The 18,259-nt window shown below is 70.7% G+C and carries 15 protein-coding genes; 9 read left to right on the top strand and 6 right to left on the bottom strand.

Annotation, left to right across the window (positions count from 1 at the left end; all coding sequences use genetic code 11):
• Positions 1-16: 16 nt before the first annotated feature.
• The 3 genes from AVTE2539_RS08240 to AVTE2539_RS08230 form a co-directional block, all read right to left on the bottom strand.
• Positions 17-721, bottom strand: coding sequence for a 2OG-Fe dioxygenase family protein (locus AVTE2539_RS08240; protein ID WP_284409663.1), 705 nt, complete (start codon positions 719-721; stop codon positions 17-19).
• A gap of 46 nt (positions 722-767) precedes the next feature.
• Entirely contained in the window at positions 768-2,135 is a 1,368-nt protein-coding gene (locus tag AVTE2539_RS08235; protein ID WP_284400787.1) for a diaminobutyrate--2-oxoglutarate transaminase family protein, read from the bottom strand.
• Positions 2,136-2,340: 205 nt separating this feature from the next.
• Positions 2,341-3,261 (bottom strand): LysR substrate-binding domain-containing protein, encoded by a 921-nt coding sequence (locus AVTE2539_RS08230; RefSeq protein ID WP_284409661.1) that lies wholly within the window; start codon positions 3,259-3,261, stop codon positions 2,341-2,343.
• A 111-nt stretch (positions 3,262-3,372) separates the two neighbouring features.
• On the opposite strand from AVTE2539_RS08230, the gene AVTE2539_RS08225 reads away from it, so the two are divergent.
• The 4 genes from AVTE2539_RS08225 (at position 3,373) to xopAC (AVTE2539_RS08210) (ending at position 8,924) form a co-directional block, all read left to right on the top strand.
• Positions 3,373-4,335: a tripartite tricarboxylate transporter substrate binding protein BugE gene (locus AVTE2539_RS08225; protein ID WP_284409659.1), complete on the top strand. Its 963-nt coding sequence runs from the start codon at positions 3,373-3,375 to the stop codon at positions 4,333-4,335.
• Between the two features lie 123 nt (positions 4,336-4,458).
• The gene (locus AVTE2539_RS08220; protein WP_284409657.1) at positions 4,459-5,310 is read left to right on the top strand and encodes an N-formylglutamate amidohydrolase; all 852 of its coding nucleotides are present in this window, start codon (positions 4,459-4,461) and stop codon (positions 5,308-5,310) included.
• Between the two features lie 199 nt (positions 5,311-5,509).
• Positions 5,510-7,138 carry a XopAC/AvrAC family type III secretion system effector gene (gene xopAC, locus AVTE2539_RS08215; RefSeq protein ID WP_284409655.1) on the top strand — a complete coding sequence of 543 codons (1,629 nt, stop codon included), beginning with the start codon at positions 5,510-5,512 and terminating at the stop codon, positions 7,136-7,138.
• Positions 7,139-7,280: 142 nt separating this feature from the next.
• Positions 7,281-8,924, top strand: a complete 1,644-nt coding sequence (gene xopAC, locus AVTE2539_RS08210) for a XopAC/AvrAC family type III secretion system effector (protein ID WP_284409652.1) — start codon at positions 7,281-7,283, stop codon at positions 8,922-8,924.
• A gap of 31 nt (positions 8,925-8,955) precedes the next feature.
• On the opposite strand, the gene AVTE2539_RS08205 is transcribed toward xopAC (AVTE2539_RS08210), so the two are convergent.
• Genes AVTE2539_RS08205 through AVTE2539_RS08195 form a run of 3 tightly spaced genes read right to left on the bottom strand, consistent with a single transcriptional unit; the run spans position 8,956 to position 11,215 of the window.
• The gene (locus AVTE2539_RS08205; RefSeq protein WP_284409650.1) at positions 8,956-9,705 is read right to left on the bottom strand and encodes an SPOR domain-containing protein; all 750 of its coding nucleotides are present in this window, start codon (positions 9,703-9,705) and stop codon (positions 8,956-8,958) included.
• Positions 9,706-9,722: 17 nt separating this feature from the next.
• Complete coding sequence (locus AVTE2539_RS08200) at positions 9,723-10,568, bottom strand: biotin--[acetyl-CoA-carboxylase] ligase (protein ID WP_284409649.1); 846 nt, start codon at positions 10,566-10,568, stop codon at positions 9,723-9,725.
• On the bottom strand, positions 10,565-11,215 hold the full coding sequence (locus AVTE2539_RS08195; protein ID WP_284409648.1) for an SET domain-containing protein: 651 nt from the start codon (positions 11,213-11,215) through the stop codon (positions 10,565-10,567). The genes AVTE2539_RS08200 and AVTE2539_RS08195 overlap by 4 nt, the downstream gene beginning before the upstream one ends.
• 100 nt (positions 11,216-11,315) lie before the next feature.
• Here AVTE2539_RS08195 and AVTE2539_RS08190 point away from each other — a divergent pair, with 100 nt between their 5' ends.
• The 5 genes from AVTE2539_RS08190 (at position 11,316) to AVTE2539_RS08170 (ending at position 18,187) form a co-directional block, all read left to right on the top strand.
• Entirely contained in the window at positions 11,316-14,279 is a 2,964-nt protein-coding gene (locus AVTE2539_RS08190; protein ID WP_284409647.1) for a DNA topoisomerase III, read from the top strand.
• A complete protein-coding gene (locus AVTE2539_RS08185) occupies positions 14,276-14,452 on the top strand; it encodes a hypothetical protein (RefSeq protein WP_284409646.1) in 177 nt (58 codons plus the stop codon). The genes AVTE2539_RS08190 and AVTE2539_RS08185 overlap by 4 nt, the downstream gene beginning before the upstream one ends.
• A 73-nt stretch (positions 14,453-14,525) precedes the next feature.
• Positions 14,526-16,508, top strand: coding sequence for a UvrD-helicase domain-containing protein (locus AVTE2539_RS08180; protein WP_284409645.1), 1,983 nt, complete (start codon positions 14,526-14,528; stop codon positions 16,506-16,508).
• Between the two features lie 48 nt (positions 16,509-16,556).
• Entirely contained in the window at positions 16,557-17,318 is a 762-nt protein-coding gene (locus tag AVTE2539_RS08175; protein ID WP_284409643.1) for a 3-oxoacyl-ACP reductase, read from the top strand.
• Positions 17,319-17,449: 131 nt separating this feature from the next.
• Positions 17,450-18,187 carry a glutathione S-transferase N-terminal domain-containing protein gene (locus tag AVTE2539_RS08170; RefSeq protein ID WP_284409642.1) on the top strand — a complete coding sequence of 246 codons (738 nt, stop codon included), beginning with the start codon at positions 17,450-17,452 and terminating at the stop codon, positions 18,185-18,187.
• Positions 18,188-18,259: the final 72 nt, after the last annotated feature.

The following is an 18,259-nucleotide window of genomic DNA, read 5'->3' as shown; positions in this document are numbered from 1 at the left end:
GGGACCGGCTGCGGCATCAGGCGGGCACGGCCTCGTCGATGGCGATGGCCCCTTGCCGGCGCTCGAATTCCTCGCCGTAGCGCCGTCGCTCCCAGGCGTTGAACGAGATGATCAGGATGTCCCGGTGGCCGCCGGCCTCGGTCTTGGGCAGGATGTGCGTGGCGTTGTGCCACATCTGGTCGTCGGCCACGATGATGGCTTCGTTCTCCTGCAGGATGTCTTCGAAGAAGCACGGGCCGCCGCCCGTGGGCATGAGCTGGCTGACCCCGCCGGTGATGTTGTGCCGCGCAAAGATGGCGTTCATCACGAAGTCGTGGCCGTCGCGGTGGGGGCCTTCGGGAACGGTCACGCCCGGGATGTCCGCGTCGGCGAGCACGCGCACCTGGTGCACGTTGATCTGAAACACCTGCCGGGTATCGAGTTGCGCCGCGATCGCGCCCGCCGCCACCTGCGGCGTGGGGTCGAAGCGGATGGGCTCGAACTGGCGCTGCACGCCGCCGACCACGCCGTTGTAGTTCTTCGACTGGATGAAGGGGCGGTGGGGCAGCAGCTCGGTGCGCCACTCGCCGCCCTCGAAACCGATCTTGAATTGCGAGAAGCGGCGGTACCGCTGCTTGCCGCCGGTGTAGGGGTCGAACGCCAGCGTGTCGAATTCGCGCATGGCCTGTTCGGACAGCGGGGGTACGCTGAAGCGTGCGTAGTGTTGCTTCTTGAAATCCAAGGTCTCGTCTCCTGGCAGGAAGGTGGGGAAAGGCGGGGTGGGGGGCTCAGGCCGTCAGGGCGTCGCGTTCGAGGCAGCGCTCGATGGCGTTGCGGATGCGGCCCATGGCCTCGTCGATCTCCGGCTCGGTGATGGTGAGCGCAGGCAGGAACCGCATCACGGCCCCGTGGCGCCCGCCGGTCTCGAGGATCACGCCTTGCAGGAAGCACTCGCGCTTGATCGCCTTGGCGAGCGCGCCGTCCAGCACACCAGGCGTGCCGGCCTCCGGTGCCGAGATGACCTCGGCCCCCACCATGAGGCCGCGGCCGCGGATGTCGCCGATGCAGGGCAGGTCCTCGGCCAGCTCCCGCAGCTTGCGTTGCAGGTAGGCGCCGCGCGATGCGGCGCGCTGGGGAAGGTCCTGGTCGCGCAGGATCTGCATGGTGGCCGCGCCCGCCACCAGGCCGATCTGGTTGCCGCGGAACGTGCCGGCGTGGGCGCCCGGCAGCCATTGGTCGTAGCGGCGGTGGTAGGCCAGCACGGCCAGCGGGAAACCGCCGCCCAGGGCCTTGGACAGCACCACGGCATCGGGAACGATGTTCGCCGCTTCGTACGCGAACATGGTTCCCGTGCGGCCGAAGCCGGTCTGCACTTCGTCGATGACCAGGGGGATGCCGTGGCGGTGCGTGATCTCGCGGAGCTTCCTGAGCCACCGGGGCGATGCGGGAATGCAGCCACCCTCGCCCTGGACCGCTTCCAGGATGACCAGCGCCGGCTGGGTGATGCCGCTTTCCGGGTCGCGCAGCACGTTGTCCAGGTACTGCAGCGACAGGTCTTCGCCCTGGGTGCCGCCCACGCCGAACGGGCAGCGGCGGTCCGAGGGGTAGGGAAAGAAGTGCGTGTGGCCCGGCAGGCCCGGCAAGGGGTTCTTCGGGCCGAGGTTGCCCATGAGCGCCAGCGAGCCGGAGGTCATGCCGTGGTAGCCGCCGTGGAAAGCGATGACGCTCTGGCGCCCGGTGGCGATCCGAAAGAGCTTCAGGGCCGCTTCCACGGCGTCCGACCCGGTGGGGCCGCAGAACTGGATGCGGGCCTCGTCCGCGAAGGAGGCGGGCAGGGTCTGGAACAGTTGCTCAAGGAACTCCAGCTTGGCCGGGGTCGCGATGTCCAGCCCCTGGAGGATGTGGCCCGACTGCAGGAAGGACTGCACCTGCTCCATCACCTGCGGGTGGTTGTGGCCCAGCGGCAGGGCGCCGGCGCAGGCCAGCAGGTCGATGTATTCGCGCCCCTCCACGTCCCACACCCTGGAGAGGCTGCCGCGCGCCATCATGCGGTCGAAGGTGCGCGCGTAGGTTCTGGCGTTGGATTCCCGCTGCGCAATGAACCGGATGCCATCGTCGTGCGTGGCTTTCCCTGCCGGTGTTCCCGTGGTTTTCATCGTTCCTCCCGCCCGGTGTGTGCCCGGGTCAAGGCCGGATTGCAGCATGCGTTCGGCGGGGGCGCCACTACCCGATTGGGTAGGTGGTGCGGGGCGCCGGCCCATGGCGCAGAAAGCGGTGTTTGCTATATTTTGTATAGCAAATAGGGCAATCAGTACTAGGGCATGGCGCTGTTTTTGCTCGAACCCCGGCGCGGGGCGGTTGTCAGTCCGCCCGCGCGGCGTGCGGGCCGGCCGCCGAGTCCAGCAGCCATTGGCGGAACCGGTCCAGCGTGGCCAGCTGCGCTCGGGCCTCGGGGTAGCAGAACCAGTAGCCCAGCGCGCTGGCGTAGCCGCCCTGGGCCAGGGGCTCGGCCACCACGCCCGCGGCGATCTCGTCGTGCACCAGGCAGCGCGGCACCAGGGCGACGCCCATGCCCACCGAGACGGCGCGGATCATGCTTTCGAACTGGTCGAACTGCGGGCCGGCCAGCGCATCGAGCCCAGGCACGCCATGGACCTCGCTCCAGCGCGCCCACGCGTCGGGCACCGACACGTGGCGCAGCAGGGCGCTGCGCACCACGTCGCGCGGGGTCCGCAGGGGCGCGGCATCGCCCGCGCCGGCGGGCGGGGCGATCAGCGCGACGTCGTTGCCGGCCAAGTAGTGCGCGCGGGCGCCGGGCCAGTGGCCGTCGCCGAAGAGGATGGAGCAGTCCAGGTCGGGGTTGGCGAAGTCGTAGCCGTGCACGAAGGGCACGAAATGCAGCGTGATCTGCGGGTGCTGGTGCTGGAACTGCGGCAGCCGCGGGATCAGCCACTTGGCGGCGAAGGTGGGCAGGGCGGACAGGTGCAGTGCGCCGCCGCCGTCGCTGCTGGTGATGAGCTCCAGCGTGGCCGCCTCCAGCCGGGCGAGCAGCGAGCGCACCGCCTTTTCGTAGCGTTCGCCGGCGGGGGTGAGGGTCAGGCGCTTGCGGCTGCGCTCGAACAGGGCGATGCCCACCCAACGCTCCAGTTCCTGCACCTGCTTGCTGACCGCGCTCTGCGTCAGGTGCAGGGCCTCGGCCGCGCGGGAGACGCCGCCGAAACGCGCTACCGTGCAAAAGGCCCGCAGCAGGTGCAGCGGGGGATTGAGGCGGCGCAAGGACATGGCGTTCAGGTTCTTAAAACATTCTCAAATGGAATATTAACAGGCACATCAATTGCTTTTCAATGGGCACCGAGTTCGGTAATCTCTATCCCTCTTCCGAGGAAAATCTCCATGCAACGCCGTCAATGGATCGCAGCTATGGCTGCCACAACTGTCCTTCCTGGAATGTCTTTCGCGCAGGACAAGCCCCTGCGCATCATCGTGCCCTTCCCGCCCGGCGGTGCCACCGACATCGCCGGCCGTGCCCTGCAGGAGCCGCTGCAGCGCCTGCTGGGCCAGCCCGTGGTGATCGAGAACCGCGCCGGCGCGGGCGGCTCCATCGGCATGGCCGAGGTGGGGCGCGCCGCGGGCGACGGGCTCACGCTGGGCGTGGCCACGCTGTCCACCCATGGCGTGAACCCGGCCGTGTTCTCCAAGCTGCCCTACGACCCCGTCAAGGACTTCGCCGGCGTGACCGAGATCGTCAAGGCTCCCGGGGTGATCGTGGTCAACCCCAAGGTCCTGCCGGTCAAGGACTTCGCCGAGCTGGTGAAGTACCTCAAGGCCAACCCCGGCAAGGTGTCCTACGCCACGCCGGGCAACGGCACCATCGGCCACATGTGGGGCGAGCTGTTCAAGAGCAGCACGGGCACTTCCATGGTGCACATTCCCTACCGCGGTGCCGGCCCGGCGATCAACGACGTGGTGGGCGGGCAGGTACCGGTGTATTTCGACCAGGTGGCCTCGTCGCTGCCGCACGTCAAGTCCGGCAAGCTCAAGGCCCTGGCCGTGTCCTGGCCCGAGCGGCTGGACGTGCTGCCCGAGGTGCCCACCTATGCGCAGCTGGGCTTTCCCCAGGCCAACGAGCCCTCGTGGTTCGGCCTGGTGGCGCCGGCGCCCACCCCCGCCGCCGCCGTGCTGCGCGTGCAGCAGGCCGTGGCCGCGGCCCTGCGGGAGCCGGCGGTGCGCGAGCGCCTGGCCGGGCAGGGGCTCTATGCTTCGGGCACCTCGCCCGCGGACTTCTCGCAGCAGATCGTGCGGGAGATCGACAAGATGAAGAAAGTGGCCGCCTATGCCAAGATCCAGCTCGACTGACCTCGCAGGAGTGCGCCGACGCATGCAGCGCTGCAACTGATCCAACGCCGGCACCGGCTGCAGGCCGCCGAGCCAGGGGCGGCGGGCGCGCCCGCCGTCGCTGCGGCTGCTGCGCCAGCGGCCATGTTCTCCGCCGTGCCCGGCCGCACGGCCCTGGTACTCGATTCGCCGCACAGCGGCACCACCTACCCCGACGACTTCCGCGCCGCCATCGACCTGCCCACGCTGCGCCGCGCCGAGGACACGCACGTCGAGAAGCTCTACGCCTTCGCCCCCGCGCTGGGCGCGGCCTGGGTGGAAGCGCACTTTCCCCGCATCTACCTGGACGCCAACCGCGACACCACCGAGGTCGATGCCAGCATGTTCGAGGCCGGGTTCGACACTGCGTGGACCGATCCCGTCACCACCGATCCCGTCGTGCTGCAGAAGGTGCGGCTGGGCAAGGGGCTGATCTGGAAGTTCACGGACGAGGGCGTGCCCATCTACGACCGGCTGCTCTTCGTGGCAGAAGCGCGCGCACGCATCGATCGCTGCTGGCGCCCCTACCACGCGGCCGTGGCCCGGGCGATCGACGAGGCCCATGCCCGCCACGGCTACAGCATCCACATCAACTGCCACTCCATGCCCGCCGTGGCCGCCAGCCACGCCACGCTGCACCCGGGCCTGCACCACGCGGACTTCGTGATCGGCGACCGCGACGGCACCACCGCCAGCCCGGCGCTGTCGCAGGCGATCTGCGCCTTTCTGCGCGAGCGCGGCTACAGCGTGGACTACAACCACCCCTACAAGGGCGTGGAGCTGGTGCGCCGCTACGGCCACCCGGCGGCGCACCGCCACAGCATCCAGGTGGAGATCAACCGCAAGCTCTACATGGACGAGCGCACGCTGGCCATCGAGCCGGCCGGTTTCGCGCGGCTGCAGTCCGATCTGCGCGCGCTGGTGGAGTGGCTGCTGGCGACCGATCCGCGGCAGTGAACGGACAGGGCGCGCCGCGCGCTTTCGGGGCGGGGCTGGCCGTGCGGCGTGCGCGCAGGGCGCTTCGCATGGCGGTCATGGCGTTCGCAGCCCGGGCAGGGCGGGTCCGGCCGGCTTTGTAGATTGCGGGTCCCCTGGCCCGTCCCGCGGGCCTGCCCACCCCCTGCCCGCGACGCGCTTGCCGCGTGTCCGCCCTGCCATGCCATCGCTTTCCACCCTGTTCAAACAGGAGCCGTTCACGCACCGCTCCGAAGCCCCGCCCCCCGCTGCGGTGCCGTCGCCCTCCTCGCGCTCCACGCCGGCCTCTGCCGACACGCACACCCAGGCGCTGCGATCGCGCGCGGGGGCCGCTGCACCGGGGGCGATACCGCCCCGCGCAGCGTCCTTCGACACGGTTCGGTGGAAGCAGGAGCTGCAACGCTGGTGCGACGCCGATCCGCACCGGGCCGTCTCGGGCCGCCACGGGCTGTTCGGGCGCCTGCGGGCACTGGGGCGCAAGGCCAGCGCCGGGAAGGGTGATCACGGCTTGCCGCTTTTGGCCGAGCACCGCGAGACGGCGATGCAGCGGTTGCTCGCTTGCCATGCGCAAGGCGCCGATGGCCGCACGCTCGATCTGAGCGGGCTGGGACTCTCCAGCCTGCCGCCGGGCCTGGAACGGCTGGCGCATCTGGAGGCGCTGGACCTGTCGAACAACACCGGCCTGCAATCCCTGCCCGAAGGGCTGGCCGGGTGCCGGAACCTGCGCAGCCTCACGGCCTGCAACGGCTTTGTCAGCCACGTGCCGCCCGCCCTGTTCCAGTTGCCGAACCTCGAAAAACTCGACCTGTCGGCCAACCCTTTTCTCAAGGCATTGCCGCAGGCCATGACGCAAGCCCTCCGCCTGCGGGAGCTGCGCGTGCCGCATTGCGACGTGAGCTATCTGCCGCCGGGCATGGCGGACATGCCGGCGCTGCGGACCGTGGATGTGTCGCACAACCGCGGCCTGCACACGCTGCCGCCCGGCCTGCGCGAGAGCCACGTTGCCCTCGCACTGCAGGGCACGCCGGTGGCCCTCACGGACCGCTTGCTGCAGCCCGTGCCGTGGTCCCCCGAGCAGCGCGCTGCGCTGGAAACCCGTGTGGGACAACTCTCGAGCGCCTGGCGGGCTTGTGAGCCCTTGCTGCGGGACGGCAGCGCATCGCGTGCGGCGATGGATAAGGCGCGCAATGCGCTCTCTCAGGCGTTGCGCATCGATGGCGCGGGCACCGAGGCCGGCTGGGCCGATGCGGACGCGGCCGTGCGGGGCTGGCTGAGCCAGGGCCTGCCGATCACGACCGAGCGCCTGCAGGAGATCAGCTGGCGCCTGAACGGCCGCCCCGCCGGCGGGGCGCAGCTGCGGGCAATGGAGTTCCAGCGCCTCCCGGCCGATGCGCAGGGCCTCACCGCCAGCCACCTCGACTATCCCCCGGTCCTCGCACTGCCCGGCCATCTCGCGGCGCTGGACACCTGGCTGGCCCAGGGCCACGGGCCGGCTTCTCCGCTGGCGGCCATGGAGCGGGCCACGCTGCTGTACCGGGCGGTGGAGAGCCTGCGCCCTTTCGAGGAGGGCAATGGCCCGGCCGCGCTGATGGCGATGGACTGGGCCCTGCAGCAGCATGGGTTGCCGCCCGTCGCGCTGGACGCCGAAGCCATGACCGGGCTGGTGGCGAAGGACGGGACGGTGGCCGACAGCGCGTTGACCGATGCCGCGGTCTTCGCCTCGGCCCCTGTCGGCGGCGTGCCGCACGCGCTTTTCGACGCCGTGATGCAGGGGATGGAGGAAGCCCTTTGCACCCTGCTGCCGCGCTGAAATTTCGTATGCGCGGCCAAGGCATCGCATCCGCACCATGGCGCGAGGGGCCCGGTCCGTAGATTGGATGCATCCCGTCGCAGTTGGACGGGTTTGTTCCATCACCAACCTTTCACCACGCGTTTGCCCGCGTGCCCATGCCATGAACGCGACCACCGACGTCCTTGCCCGCGTACCCCACAGCCCCGGTGCCGAGGGCAGCGCCGCGACCAGCGAGGGCGCCTCGGCCTTCCGCTTCCTGCGCCGCCACCACGCAGGCCAGGGGCACGGCGCTGCCCGGGCCGCCGGCCGCGCTGGCACCGACACCCCCGAAATGGAGCGCTGGATGCGCGAACTGCAGGAGTGGTGCGATGCCGATCCCAACCGGCCGCCTCCCCGCCAGCAGGGCCTGTGGGCCCGAATGCTCGGCCGCCTGCGCACCCCCGAAGCGGACCTGGACGACGACGGCGAAACCGCCGCCACGTTCGCCGAACGCCGCAAGGAGGCCGTCAAGCGCGTGCTGGCCTGCCACGCCCTGGGCGAGGAAGGGTGGCAACTGGACCTGCGCGTGCTGCGCCTGTCCTCCCTGCCGCCCGGGCTGGACCGCCTGCGTCATCTCAAGCACCTGGACGTGTCGGACAACACGGGCTTTCACCGCCTGCCCGAGACCCTGGCGCTGTGCCGGGGGCTGCGCACCCTCACGGCGCGCAACTGCGTGGTCACCGAAGTGCCGCAGGCCCTGGCCTGGCTGCAGCACCTCGAAATGCTGGACCTGTCGGCCAACTTCAGCCTGCGCGAGCTGCCCGAATCGCTGGCGCAGGCCCCGCGGCTGGCGACCGTGATCCTCACGCACTGCGGCCTGCAGAATGTGCCCGAGGCCATGGCCCGCATGCCCGTGCTGCAGCTGCTGGACCTGTCGCACAACCTGCAGCTGCACAACGTGCCGGCCGCCGTGCGGGACCATCCCGCCGTTGATCTGACGGGCACGCCCGTGGCGCTGCTGTCCAACCTGCTGCAGGCCCCCCGCTGGAACCCGCCGCAGCAGGCGCGCCTGGCCGCGCGGCTGGACGGCGTGGTCGTCGGCTGGCAGGAATGCCTGGGCGTGCTGCGCAAGAACGCGGGGCTGCGCGCCGAGGTGAATGCCTGGCGCAGCGGCCTGTCGCTGGTGCTGCGCACCGATGGCGTGGGCACGGAAGACGCCTGGGCCGACGCCGCCCAGGCCGTGGGCACCTGGCTGCATGCGGGCCAGTCCATCACGCCCGAGCGGCTGCTGGAGATCGGCTGGCGCCTGAACGGCTGCCCGGCCGGCGGACCCCGGGCACGCACGCGCGAATTCCAGCGGCTGGCTGCGGGCACCTCGGGCTCCACCGTCTTCGGCGACCCGGGCGTGCTCGCCCCCCGCTTCCTCACGCCGGGTGCGGGCGAGCAGCGCGCCTATCCCATGGCGGCCTCGCTGACGCGCCACCTGGAAACGCTGTCGGCCTGGATCTCGCCGGCCGATGCGGTCTATCCCGCGCTGACCCGCCTGGAGGCCGTGGAGCGGGCCGCGCGCCTGTACCAGGCCCTGGTCAGCCTGCGCCCCTTCGACGAGGGCAACGGCCCGGCCGCCCTCATGGCCATGGACTGGGCGCTGCAGCAGCACGGCCTGCCGCCCGTGGTGCTGGAGGAGTCGGTGCTGAGCCAGGCCATCGTGTTCGCCGAAGACCTGCCCTCCGAAGGCCCGAATGCCCTGGTGAGCGCCCTGGTCGAAGGCATGGAAGAGCTGGTGCAGACGCTGTGCCCCGGCAGCCTGCGGTTGCTGGCCTGAGCGGGGAGCCCAGGCCGGCGTGGCCGGCCGGTCAGCCGCAGGCGCGGAACGGCCGGCTGGCCAGCATGCCGCGCAACTGCCCCTCCGCCTGGGTGCGCAGGGCCGCGGTGGCGGCCGGCAGGCGCAGCACGTAGCCCGTGGCATCGGTGCGTTCCTGCACCACGCGGGCGGTGCGCACGCCCTGCGTGCCCAGCGTGGCCAGGGCCCGCTCGGCGGCCTCTTCCGTGGAAAAGCGGCCCAGCGACAGGCCCGGCTCCAGCGCCGCGCCCGGCCGGTCGTACGGCACCTTGCGGGCGCGCAGTTCGGCGCGTTTCTTCTCCAGCGTGTCCTCGTCGGCGAAGCGGCCCATGTAGACCATCCAGCGGCCGGTGAGCGAGATCGGCTCCAGCGTCCAGCTGCCCGCCGGCAGGCCGGCCGTGGCGGTGCGCAGCGCATCGAACTGCCCCTTTTCGAACGTGCCTGCCTGCAGGCAGGGCGCGGGTTCGGCGGCGGCCACGGTCGGGGCCGATGCGGGCGCGGCCTCGCTGGTGCTGGGGGCGGGAGTGGAGGCGGGAGCGGGCGGGGTGGCAGGCGCTTCGCCCCCGTTCGCGTTTGCGTTGGGGGTGGTGCCCGCTCCGTTGGCTCGGCCCAGGCGCAGGTTCTCGGGCTGGATCTGCTGCTCCAGGCGCTGGGGCTCCGACTGCTCGGGCGGCGCCCAGCCCCAGGAGCGCAGCAGCCCCTGCGCCCACGCGTAGTAGCCGGCATTGGCCAGCAGCAGAACCAGGACGGCGGCGCGCAGCATGGGTGGGCCTTTCTCGGTCAGCGGGGCGCCGACGGGCCGGCGGGCCGCACGCTGATCTCGGAGCTGGTCACGGCCTGCATGCCCTGCGCGGTGTGCACCAGCAGCGCGCCATCCTCGCCCACGCCATGGGCCGTGCCCGTGGTGCCATCGCTCAGCGTCACCGTGCGGCCGCTCAGCACGTCGCGCTGGTGGAACCGGGCCTGCACCGGCGCGAAGCCATAGGCCTCGAACGATTGCAGCATGGCGACCAGCGGCGCGGCGATGCGCTGCAGCGCCGTGGGCGCATCCAGGCCGGGCTCCACGTCCTGCAGGCTGCCGGGCGGGGTGTTCATGCCGTCCGCCTGCGGCGGCTGCACGTTGATGCCGATGCCGGCCACCACGTAGCGCGTGGCGGGGGCGGCATGCGCTTCCCAGCCGGGCGCGACGAGGCTCGCCGTTTCCACCAGGATGCCGGCCAGCTTGCGATCGCCGTCCAGCCACAGGTCGTTGGGCCATTTGAGGGCGATGCGCGCGGCACCCGCCAGCGGCGTGGGCTGCAGGCTCTCGGCCACGCTCACCCCCACGGCGAGCGACAGGCCCGACCAGTCGGCCGGCGCCAGCGGCATGCCCAGCGAGAACATGAGCGCATCGCCCACCGCGCCACGCCAGGGCCGGCCCAGCCGCCCGCGGCCGGCGGTCTGCAGCTCGGCCACGAGCAGGGTGGGCTCGGTCAGGCCCGCGCGGGCGCGGCGCATGAGTTCTGTGTTGGTGGAGTCGATGCTCGGCAGCACCTCCACGGTGAAGCCCGGCAGCACGGGGGCCACGGCTTCCCAGATGGCCTCGGCGGGCCAGCGGATGGGGGCGTCGGGGGAGCGGCCGGTCACCGGCGGGGACTCCGCGCCTTGCCGCCCGGCGGGGGCGGCGCGGCGGTTTCGGTGGTAGGCGATGCCTTGTTGGCCTTGCGGGAGCCCTGGCCGCGCTTCGCTTCTTTGCCGGCCTTGTTCGCCTTGGCCGGCTTTTCAGGCGCCATGCCCGGCGGCGCCCAGCCGCGCTTGGGCGCCAGCAGCGTGCCCCGGCAGTTCGCGCTGCCGCACCAGCAGGGGTATTCGGCCTTGAGCTTGGGGGTGTAGCGCTCTTCGATGATGAGGCCGTAGTCGTAGTTCAGCTCGTCGCCCGCGGCGATGTTGCGCAGGGCGGTGATGAAGATCCGGCCGTCCCGTTCGTCGGCGAAGCAGTTGGGGTCGCAGCTGTGGTTGATCCAGCGCGATGAATTGCCGCCGAACTTTGCGTCGATCACGTGGTCTTCATCCACGTGGAAGTAAAAGGTATGGTTGGGCTGCGCGGGATCGTGCGGGTGCCGGTCCTGGGCCTCCTGCCAGCTGATGACCTCGCCCGTGTACTCGATGAGCACTTCGCCTTCGGCGATATCCTGCACGGCGAAGACGCCCTTGCCATGCACGCCCGAGCGCCGGGTCTGGAGGCGGCGCCCCGGTGCGGACGGGGGGGCTGCGGGCGATGCGGTGCGGGGCATGGCAAAACTCTGTTAGTTTGAATAGGCACACAGGCGCGTGCGCGTGTACGCGTGTGAGAAGCGGATTGTAGAAGCGCCTTTCAACGGCGAAACCCACAACATGACCAAGACACTGGTAATTGCAGAAAAACCCTCGGTGGCCCAGGACATCGTGCGCGCGCTCACCCCCGTGGCGGGCAAGTTCGACAAGCACGAGGACCACTTCGAGAACGACCGCTACGTGGTCACCAGCGCGGTGGGCCACCTGGTGGAGATCCAGGCGCCCGAGGAATTCGACGTCAAGCGCGGCAAGTGGAGCTTCGCCCACCTGCCCGTGATCCCGCCGTATTTCGACCTCAAGCCCGTGGACAAGACCAAGAGCCGCCTGTCGGCCGTGGTGCGCCAGGCCAAGCGCAAGGACGTCACCCAGCTCATCAACGCCTGCGACGCGGGCCGCGAGGGCGAGCTGATCTTCCGGCTGATCGAGCAGTACGCCGGCGGCTCCAAGCCCGACGGCAAGGGACTGGGCAAGCCGGTCAAGCGCCTGTGGCTGCAGTCGATGACGCCGCAGGCCATCCGGGACGGCTTCGAGGCGCTGCGCTCCGAGCAGCAGATGCAGGGCCTGGCCCACGCCGCGCGCAGCCGCTCCGAGGCCGACTGGCTGGTGGGCATCAACGGCACGCGGGCCATGACGGCCTTCAACTCGCGCGACGGCGGGTTCTTCCTCACCACCGTGGGCCGGGTGCAGACGCCCACGCTGTCGCTGGTGGTCGAGCGCGAGGAAAAGATCCGCAAGTTCGTGAGCCGCGACTATTGGGAAGTGCATGCGGGCTTCCATGCCGAGGCGGGCGAGTACCTGGGCAAGTGGTTCAACCCCCAGTGGAAGAAGAGCGAAGACCCCGAGGCGAAGGCCGACCGGATCTGGAACCATGCCGACGCCGTGGCCATCGCCGATGCGGTGCGCGGCAAGGCGGCCAGCGTCACCGAGGAATCCAAGCCCACCTCGCAGTCCTCGCCCCTGCTGTTCGACCTGACCAGCCTGCAGCGCGAGGCCAACGGCAAGTTCGGCTTCAGCGCCAAGACCACGCTGGCCCTGGCGCAAAGCCTGTACGAGCGCCACAAGGCCCTGACCTACCCGCGGACCGACTCGCGCGCCCTGCCCGAGGACTACCTGCCCGTGGCGCGCGACACCTTCGGCATGCTGGCCACGAGCGGCATGCGCCACCTGGCGCCCTTTGCCAGCCAAGCGCTGGACGGCAACTATGTGAAGCCCAACAAGCGCATCTTCGACAACAGCAAGGTCAGCGATCACTTCGCCATCATCCCCACGCTGCAGGCCCCGAGCGGGCTGTCCGAGGCCGAGCAGAAGCTGTACGACCTGGTGGTGCGCCGCTTCATGGCGGTGTTCTTCCCGAGTGCGGAATACATGGTCACCACGCGGATCAGTCAAGTGGTCAACCACCATTTCAAGACCGAGGGCAAGGTGCTGGTGCGGCCCGGCTGGCTGGCCATCTACGGCAAGGAAGCGGCCGACGAGGTGGAGGGCGCCAAGGAAGGCGACAAGGGCCAGAACCTCGTGCCCGTGCAGCCCGGCGAGATGGTGCGCACCGACTTCGTGGAGCCCAAGGGCCTCAAGACCAAGCCGCCCGCGCGCTACTCCGAAGCCACGCTGCTGGGCGCCATGGAAAGCGCCGGCAAGCAGATCGACGACGAGGAGCTGCGCTCGGCCATGCAGGAAAAGGGCCTGGGCACCCCGGCCACGCGCGCGGCCATCATCGAAGGGCTGCTGACCGAAAAGTACATGCTGCGCGAGGGCCGCGAGCTGATTCCCACGGCCAAGGCCTTCCAGCTCATGACCTTGCTGCGTGGGCTGGAGGTCGAGGAACTGTGCCGCGCCGACCTCACGGGCGACTGGGAGTTCAAGCTCTCGCAGATGGAAAAGGGCCTGCTCAGCCGCGAGGCCTTCATGGCCGACATCGCCCGGATGACCGAGCGCATGGTCAAGAAGGCCAAGGAATACGACCGCGACACCATTCCCGGCGACTACGCCACGCTCTCGGCGCCGTGCCCCAACTGCGGTGGCGTGGTGAAGGAGAACTACCGCCGCTACGCCTGCGTGGGCAAGGCCGGCGACGGCTCGGACGCCTGCGGCTTCTCGTTCGGCAAGTCGCCGGCCGGCCGCACCTTCGAGACCGCCGAGGCCGACCAGCTGCTGCGCGACAAGAAGATCGGCCCGCTGGAGGGCTTTCGCTCCAAGGCCGGCTGGCCCTTCACGGCCGAGGTGGGCATCGTCTACGACGACGAGGCGCACAACTACAAGCTGGAGTTCGACTTCGGCGACGACAAGAACGCCGAGGAATCGGGCGAGCTGGTCGATTTCTCGGAGCAGGAAAGCCTGGGCGCCTGCCCCGTGTGCGGCGCGCCCGTGTACGAGCACGGCAGCAACTACGTGTGCAGCAAGGCCGTGCCCACGGCGGCGCAGCCCACGCCCAGCTGCACCTTCAAGAGCGGCAAGATCATCCTGCAGCAGCCCGTGGAGCGCGCGCAGATGAGCAAGCTGCTGGCCACCGGCAAGACCGACCTGCTCGACAAGTTCGTGAGCATGCGCACGCGCCGGGCGTTCAAGGCGTTCCTCGCCTGGGACAAGGAGGCGGGCAAGGTGAACTTTGAGTTCGAGCAGCGCGAGAGCAAATTCCCGCCGCGCAAGACGTTCGCTGCAAAGGCCGGCGCAGGCGCGGCCGCCAAGACGTCGGCCGCGGCCAAGAAGGCGGCGAAGCCTGCCGCCAAGACCGCTGCCAAAGCCGCCGCCAAGAAGGCCCCGGCCGCACCCAAGGCGCCGCGCAAGCCCGCGGCCGGCAAGGCCCCGAGTGCCGCCCTGGCCGCGGTGATCGGGCCGGAACCGGTCGCCCGGCCCGAGGCCGTGAAGAAGATGTGGGACTACATCAAGGCCAACGGCCTGCAGGACGCCACCAACAAGCGCGCCATCAACGCCGACGCCAAGCTGCGCCCCGTGTTCGGCAAGGACCAGGTCACCATGTTCGAGCTGGCCGGCATCCTGGGCAAGCACCTGGGGGGCGAGGCATGAACGCGCTCGCCCGCTGCCTTGCGGCCCTGGCCTTCGTGGGCCTGCTGGCCGGCTGCGCGGGCGGCGCGCCGTCCGAGGCGCCGTCGCGCGGCACGCACGGCATCGGCGGGCAGGGCTCGAACGGCATCACCGTCTTCGGCGAAATCGACGTGAGCGCCGAGCGCCGGCGCTGAGGCCTTCGCGCCCTCACGCCCTTGCCGCTTCGCACCCTGCGCCCGCGCCGGGGCCCTGCCTGAAAAGAATCCCTTGGCGACCACCCCCCTCACCGTTCCCCTTTTCCAGGCCAAGCAGATCGACCCCACGGCCGAGCAGCTGGCGATCCAGCAGTCCGCCGAGCGCACGCTGGTCATCGAGGCCAACGCCGGCGCGGCCAAGACCACCACGCTCGCCCTGCGCATGGGGCAGGCCTGGGCGCGCGGCGTGGCGCCCGAGCGCTGCCTGGCCCTCACGCACACCGCCACCGCCTGCCAGGCGCTGCAGGCCGCGCTGCGCAAGGTCGGCGTGCCCGCGCCCGTGGCGCAGCGCTTTCGCATCGCCACGTTCGATGCCTTCTGCGCCGAAATGCTGGCCGACCAGTACGAGGCCCCCGTGCCGCACCACCGGCACCTGGAGGAACTGCGCCCCTTCGTCTGGCAGGCCGTGCAGCGCGTGGAAGACAACGAGCACGAGCGCTGGCGCGAGGAGTTGCTGCTGCCCACGCTGGGCGACACCGGCTTCGTGGAGGAGTTCCTGGCGACCAGCGTGTGGCTCAAAGGCACGATGAAGGACGAGCTGGAGCGCGAGGGCGGCCCGGCCTCGCCCGAGCATGCGGCCGCCATCGGCGTGGGGTACACGCAGCTCAAGGTGTTCCTGGCCTACGAGCGCATCCGCCGGCGCGAGCTGGCCGACGAGCCGCTGTTTCGCGGCCCCTTCGATGCCACCTACGACCTGGCCCGGCGCCTGCACGGCGGCGACACCGCGGCCGGCCTGCCGCGCTGGCCGCGCGGCGTGCAGGCCGTGCTGGTCGACGAGATGCACGACATGAACGAGGCCGCGTTCCGCGTGCTGCGCGAGCTGCTGGACACCACGCAGTGCACCTTCTGCGGCGTGGGCGATCGCGACCAGGTCATCTACGGCGCCCACGGGGCCGATGCGGCCTTCATGGGCGATGCCATCACCGCGCACACCGGCCGCCCGGTGGCGCGCCTGCGGCTCACGCCCAGCCACCGCTTCGGCAAGAAGCTCGCGGCCAAGGCCGGGCGGCTGGCGGCCAAGCCCTACGACTCGCTCGCCGGGCACGACACCGCGGTGGAGCTGCGGCCCTACGACGATGCCGCGCACTGCGTGGACCTCGTCGCGCAGGCGGCCCAGCAGTGGCGCGCCCGGCCCCGCGCCCGCATGGCGGGCTTTGCCGTGCTGCTGCGCCACTCCAACCAGTCGGTGGGCATCGAGAACCGGCTGCTGGCCGACAACGTGCCCTACACCGTGAGCGGCTTCGACAGCTATCTGCTGCGGCCCGAGGTGCTGTTGGTGCGCGGCCTGCTGGCCGTGGCCACCGACAACTTCGACAGCGTGTCCGAGCCGCGCACGCGCGACAAGCTCATGCGGGCGCTGGTGTTCTTCTGCGGCGCGCGCATCGTCGTGGCCGGGCGCGAGCACGAGTCGCAGCAGGCCCTGCTGGAGGACGCCATCCGCAGCGTGACCGACAACCCGCTGTTCCTGCAGAACTTCTTCACCCACCAGATCGTGGCCAACGTCGAGCCCGCCATGCAGCGGCGCCTGCGCAAGGCCCTGGAGGTGGCGCGCGAGGCAGGCGGCCAGGACACCCTGCCGCGCCTGCTGCAGGCCCTGCAGATCGACGCCGTGATCCGCGAGGTGTTCGTCTCGCGCCAGCGGCGCGAGGACGCCCTCGCCAACCTGGCCGGACTGTGCGAGGCGGCGAAAGGCTTTGCCAGCGCGCGCGATTATTTCCTGCACCTGAACGCCGCCGAGCAGCGCCAGCGCGAATTGCGCAGTTCCGCCAGCCTGGTCTTGGCCAACATCGAGGACGTGAAGGGCCTGGAGTTCGACCACGTGGTGATCCCGTTCCTGGAGCAGGGCGTGTTCCCCGTGCCGCAGGCGCCCTACGCGCAGGAAAAGAACACCCTCTACGTCGGCATGACCCGGGCGCGCCAGCAGCTCACGCTGCTGTGCCACCGCGCGCAGCCCGGCGCCTTTCTGCAACCGCTGGGGTATGCCGCGTCGGCCTGACCACGCCCGGCCCCGGTCCTTTTTTCACACCACGCGAGCGACACCACCATGCAACTGTCCGAACAATGGGTCCTGGTCACCGGCGGTGCCCGGGGCCTGGGCGAATCGATCACCCGGGCGCTGGCGCGCGAAGGCGCCGGCGTGGTCATCAACTACCTGACCAGCGACACGGCCGCCTGCGCCCTGGCCGAAGAACTGGGCCCGCGCGCCATCGCCCTGCAGGCCGACGTGACCGATGCCGCCGCCGTGCAGCGCCTCTTCGCCCAGGCGCACGAGCGCACCGGCCAGCCCATCAGCGCGGTGGTCAACAACGCGCTCGCGCAGTTCCGCTTCGACGGCGACGCCCGCCCGCAGATCGGCGACATCGCCTGGGAGCGCTTTCAGCAGCAGATCGACGGCGCCGTGAAGGGCGCGCTGAACACCCTCCAGGCCGCGCTGCCCGCCATGCGCGCGCAGGGTTTCGGGCGCATCGTGAACGTGGGCACCAACCTGTTCCAGAACCCCGTGGTGCCCTACCACGACTACACCGCCGCCAAGGCCGCGCTGCTGTCGCTCACCCGCACGGCGGCCAACGACCTGGGGCCGCACGGCATCACCGTGAACATGGTGTCGGGCGGCCTGCTGCGCACCACCGACGCCAGCCGCGCCACGCCCGAGGCGGTGTTCGACCTCATCGCCGGCATGACCCCGCTGCGCCGCGTGACCACACCGGCCGAGTTCGCCGACGCGGTGCTGTTCTTTCTCTCGCCCTGGTCGCGCGCCGTGACCGGGCAGAACCTCATCGTGGACAGCGGACTGGTGAAGGGCTGAGCGGCCTTGGGGTTACTGCGCGCGGCGCCAGCGCCGCCGCGGGCCCTGGGGGTGTAATGAGCGCCCCGGTTCGACGCCTGTTCGATCCCCGTCCGGCCACCCCGGCCGCTCACCCGAGGCCCGCAAAAACCATGACGACGACGCCCTCTGCCCCCGGCACCGCCACCGCTCGCTCCATCACCCACCCCATCGCCGCCAAGTGGCCGGCGCGCCACCCCGAGCGGCTGCAGCTGTATTCGCTGCCCACGCCCAACGGCGTGAAGGTCTCCATCCTGCTGGAGGAGCTGGGCCTGCCGTACGAGCCGCACCTGGTGCGCTTCGACACCAACGACCAGTTCTCGCCCGAGTTCCTCTCGCTCAACCCCAACAACAAGATCCCCGCCATCCTCGACCCCGATGGCCCGGGCGGGCGGCCGCTGGCGCTGTTCGAATCGGGCGCCATCCTGGTCTACCTGGCCGAGAAGACCGGCCGCTTCCTGCCGCAGGACCCGGCCGCGCGCTACGAGGCCCTGCAGTGGGTCATGTGGCAGATGGGCGGCGTCGGCCCCATGTTCGGCCAACTCGGGTTCTTCCATAAATTCGCCGGCAAGGACTACGAGGACAAGCGCCCGCGCGACCGCTACGTGGCCGAATCCAAGCGCCTGCTGGGCGTGCTGGAGCAGCGCCTGGCCGGGCGCGACTGGATCTTGGGCGATGACTACACCATCGCCGACATCGCCGTCTTTCCGTGGGTGCGCAACCTGGTGGGCTTCTACGAAGCGCGCGAACTGGTGGGCTTTGGCGATTTCCCGCAGGTGCAGCGGGTGCTGGATGCCTTTGTGGCCCGGCCCGCCGTGGCGCGCGGACTGGAGATTCCGCAGCGCGGGTAACCTGCGCGGGGCAAGGCGCAGCGGCCCGCTCCGGGCACGGGCGCCGCCCCGGGGCGGCCCCGTGCCGTCCAC

Source organism: Acidovorax sp. SUPP2539, assembly GCF_030158975.1.
Taxonomy (GTDB): Bacteria; Pseudomonadota; Gammaproteobacteria; order Burkholderiales; family Burkholderiaceae_C; genus Paracidovorax.
The sequence above is the reverse complement of the archived record's forward strand: the minus strand, read 5'-3'. Positions and strand labels throughout refer to the sequence as shown.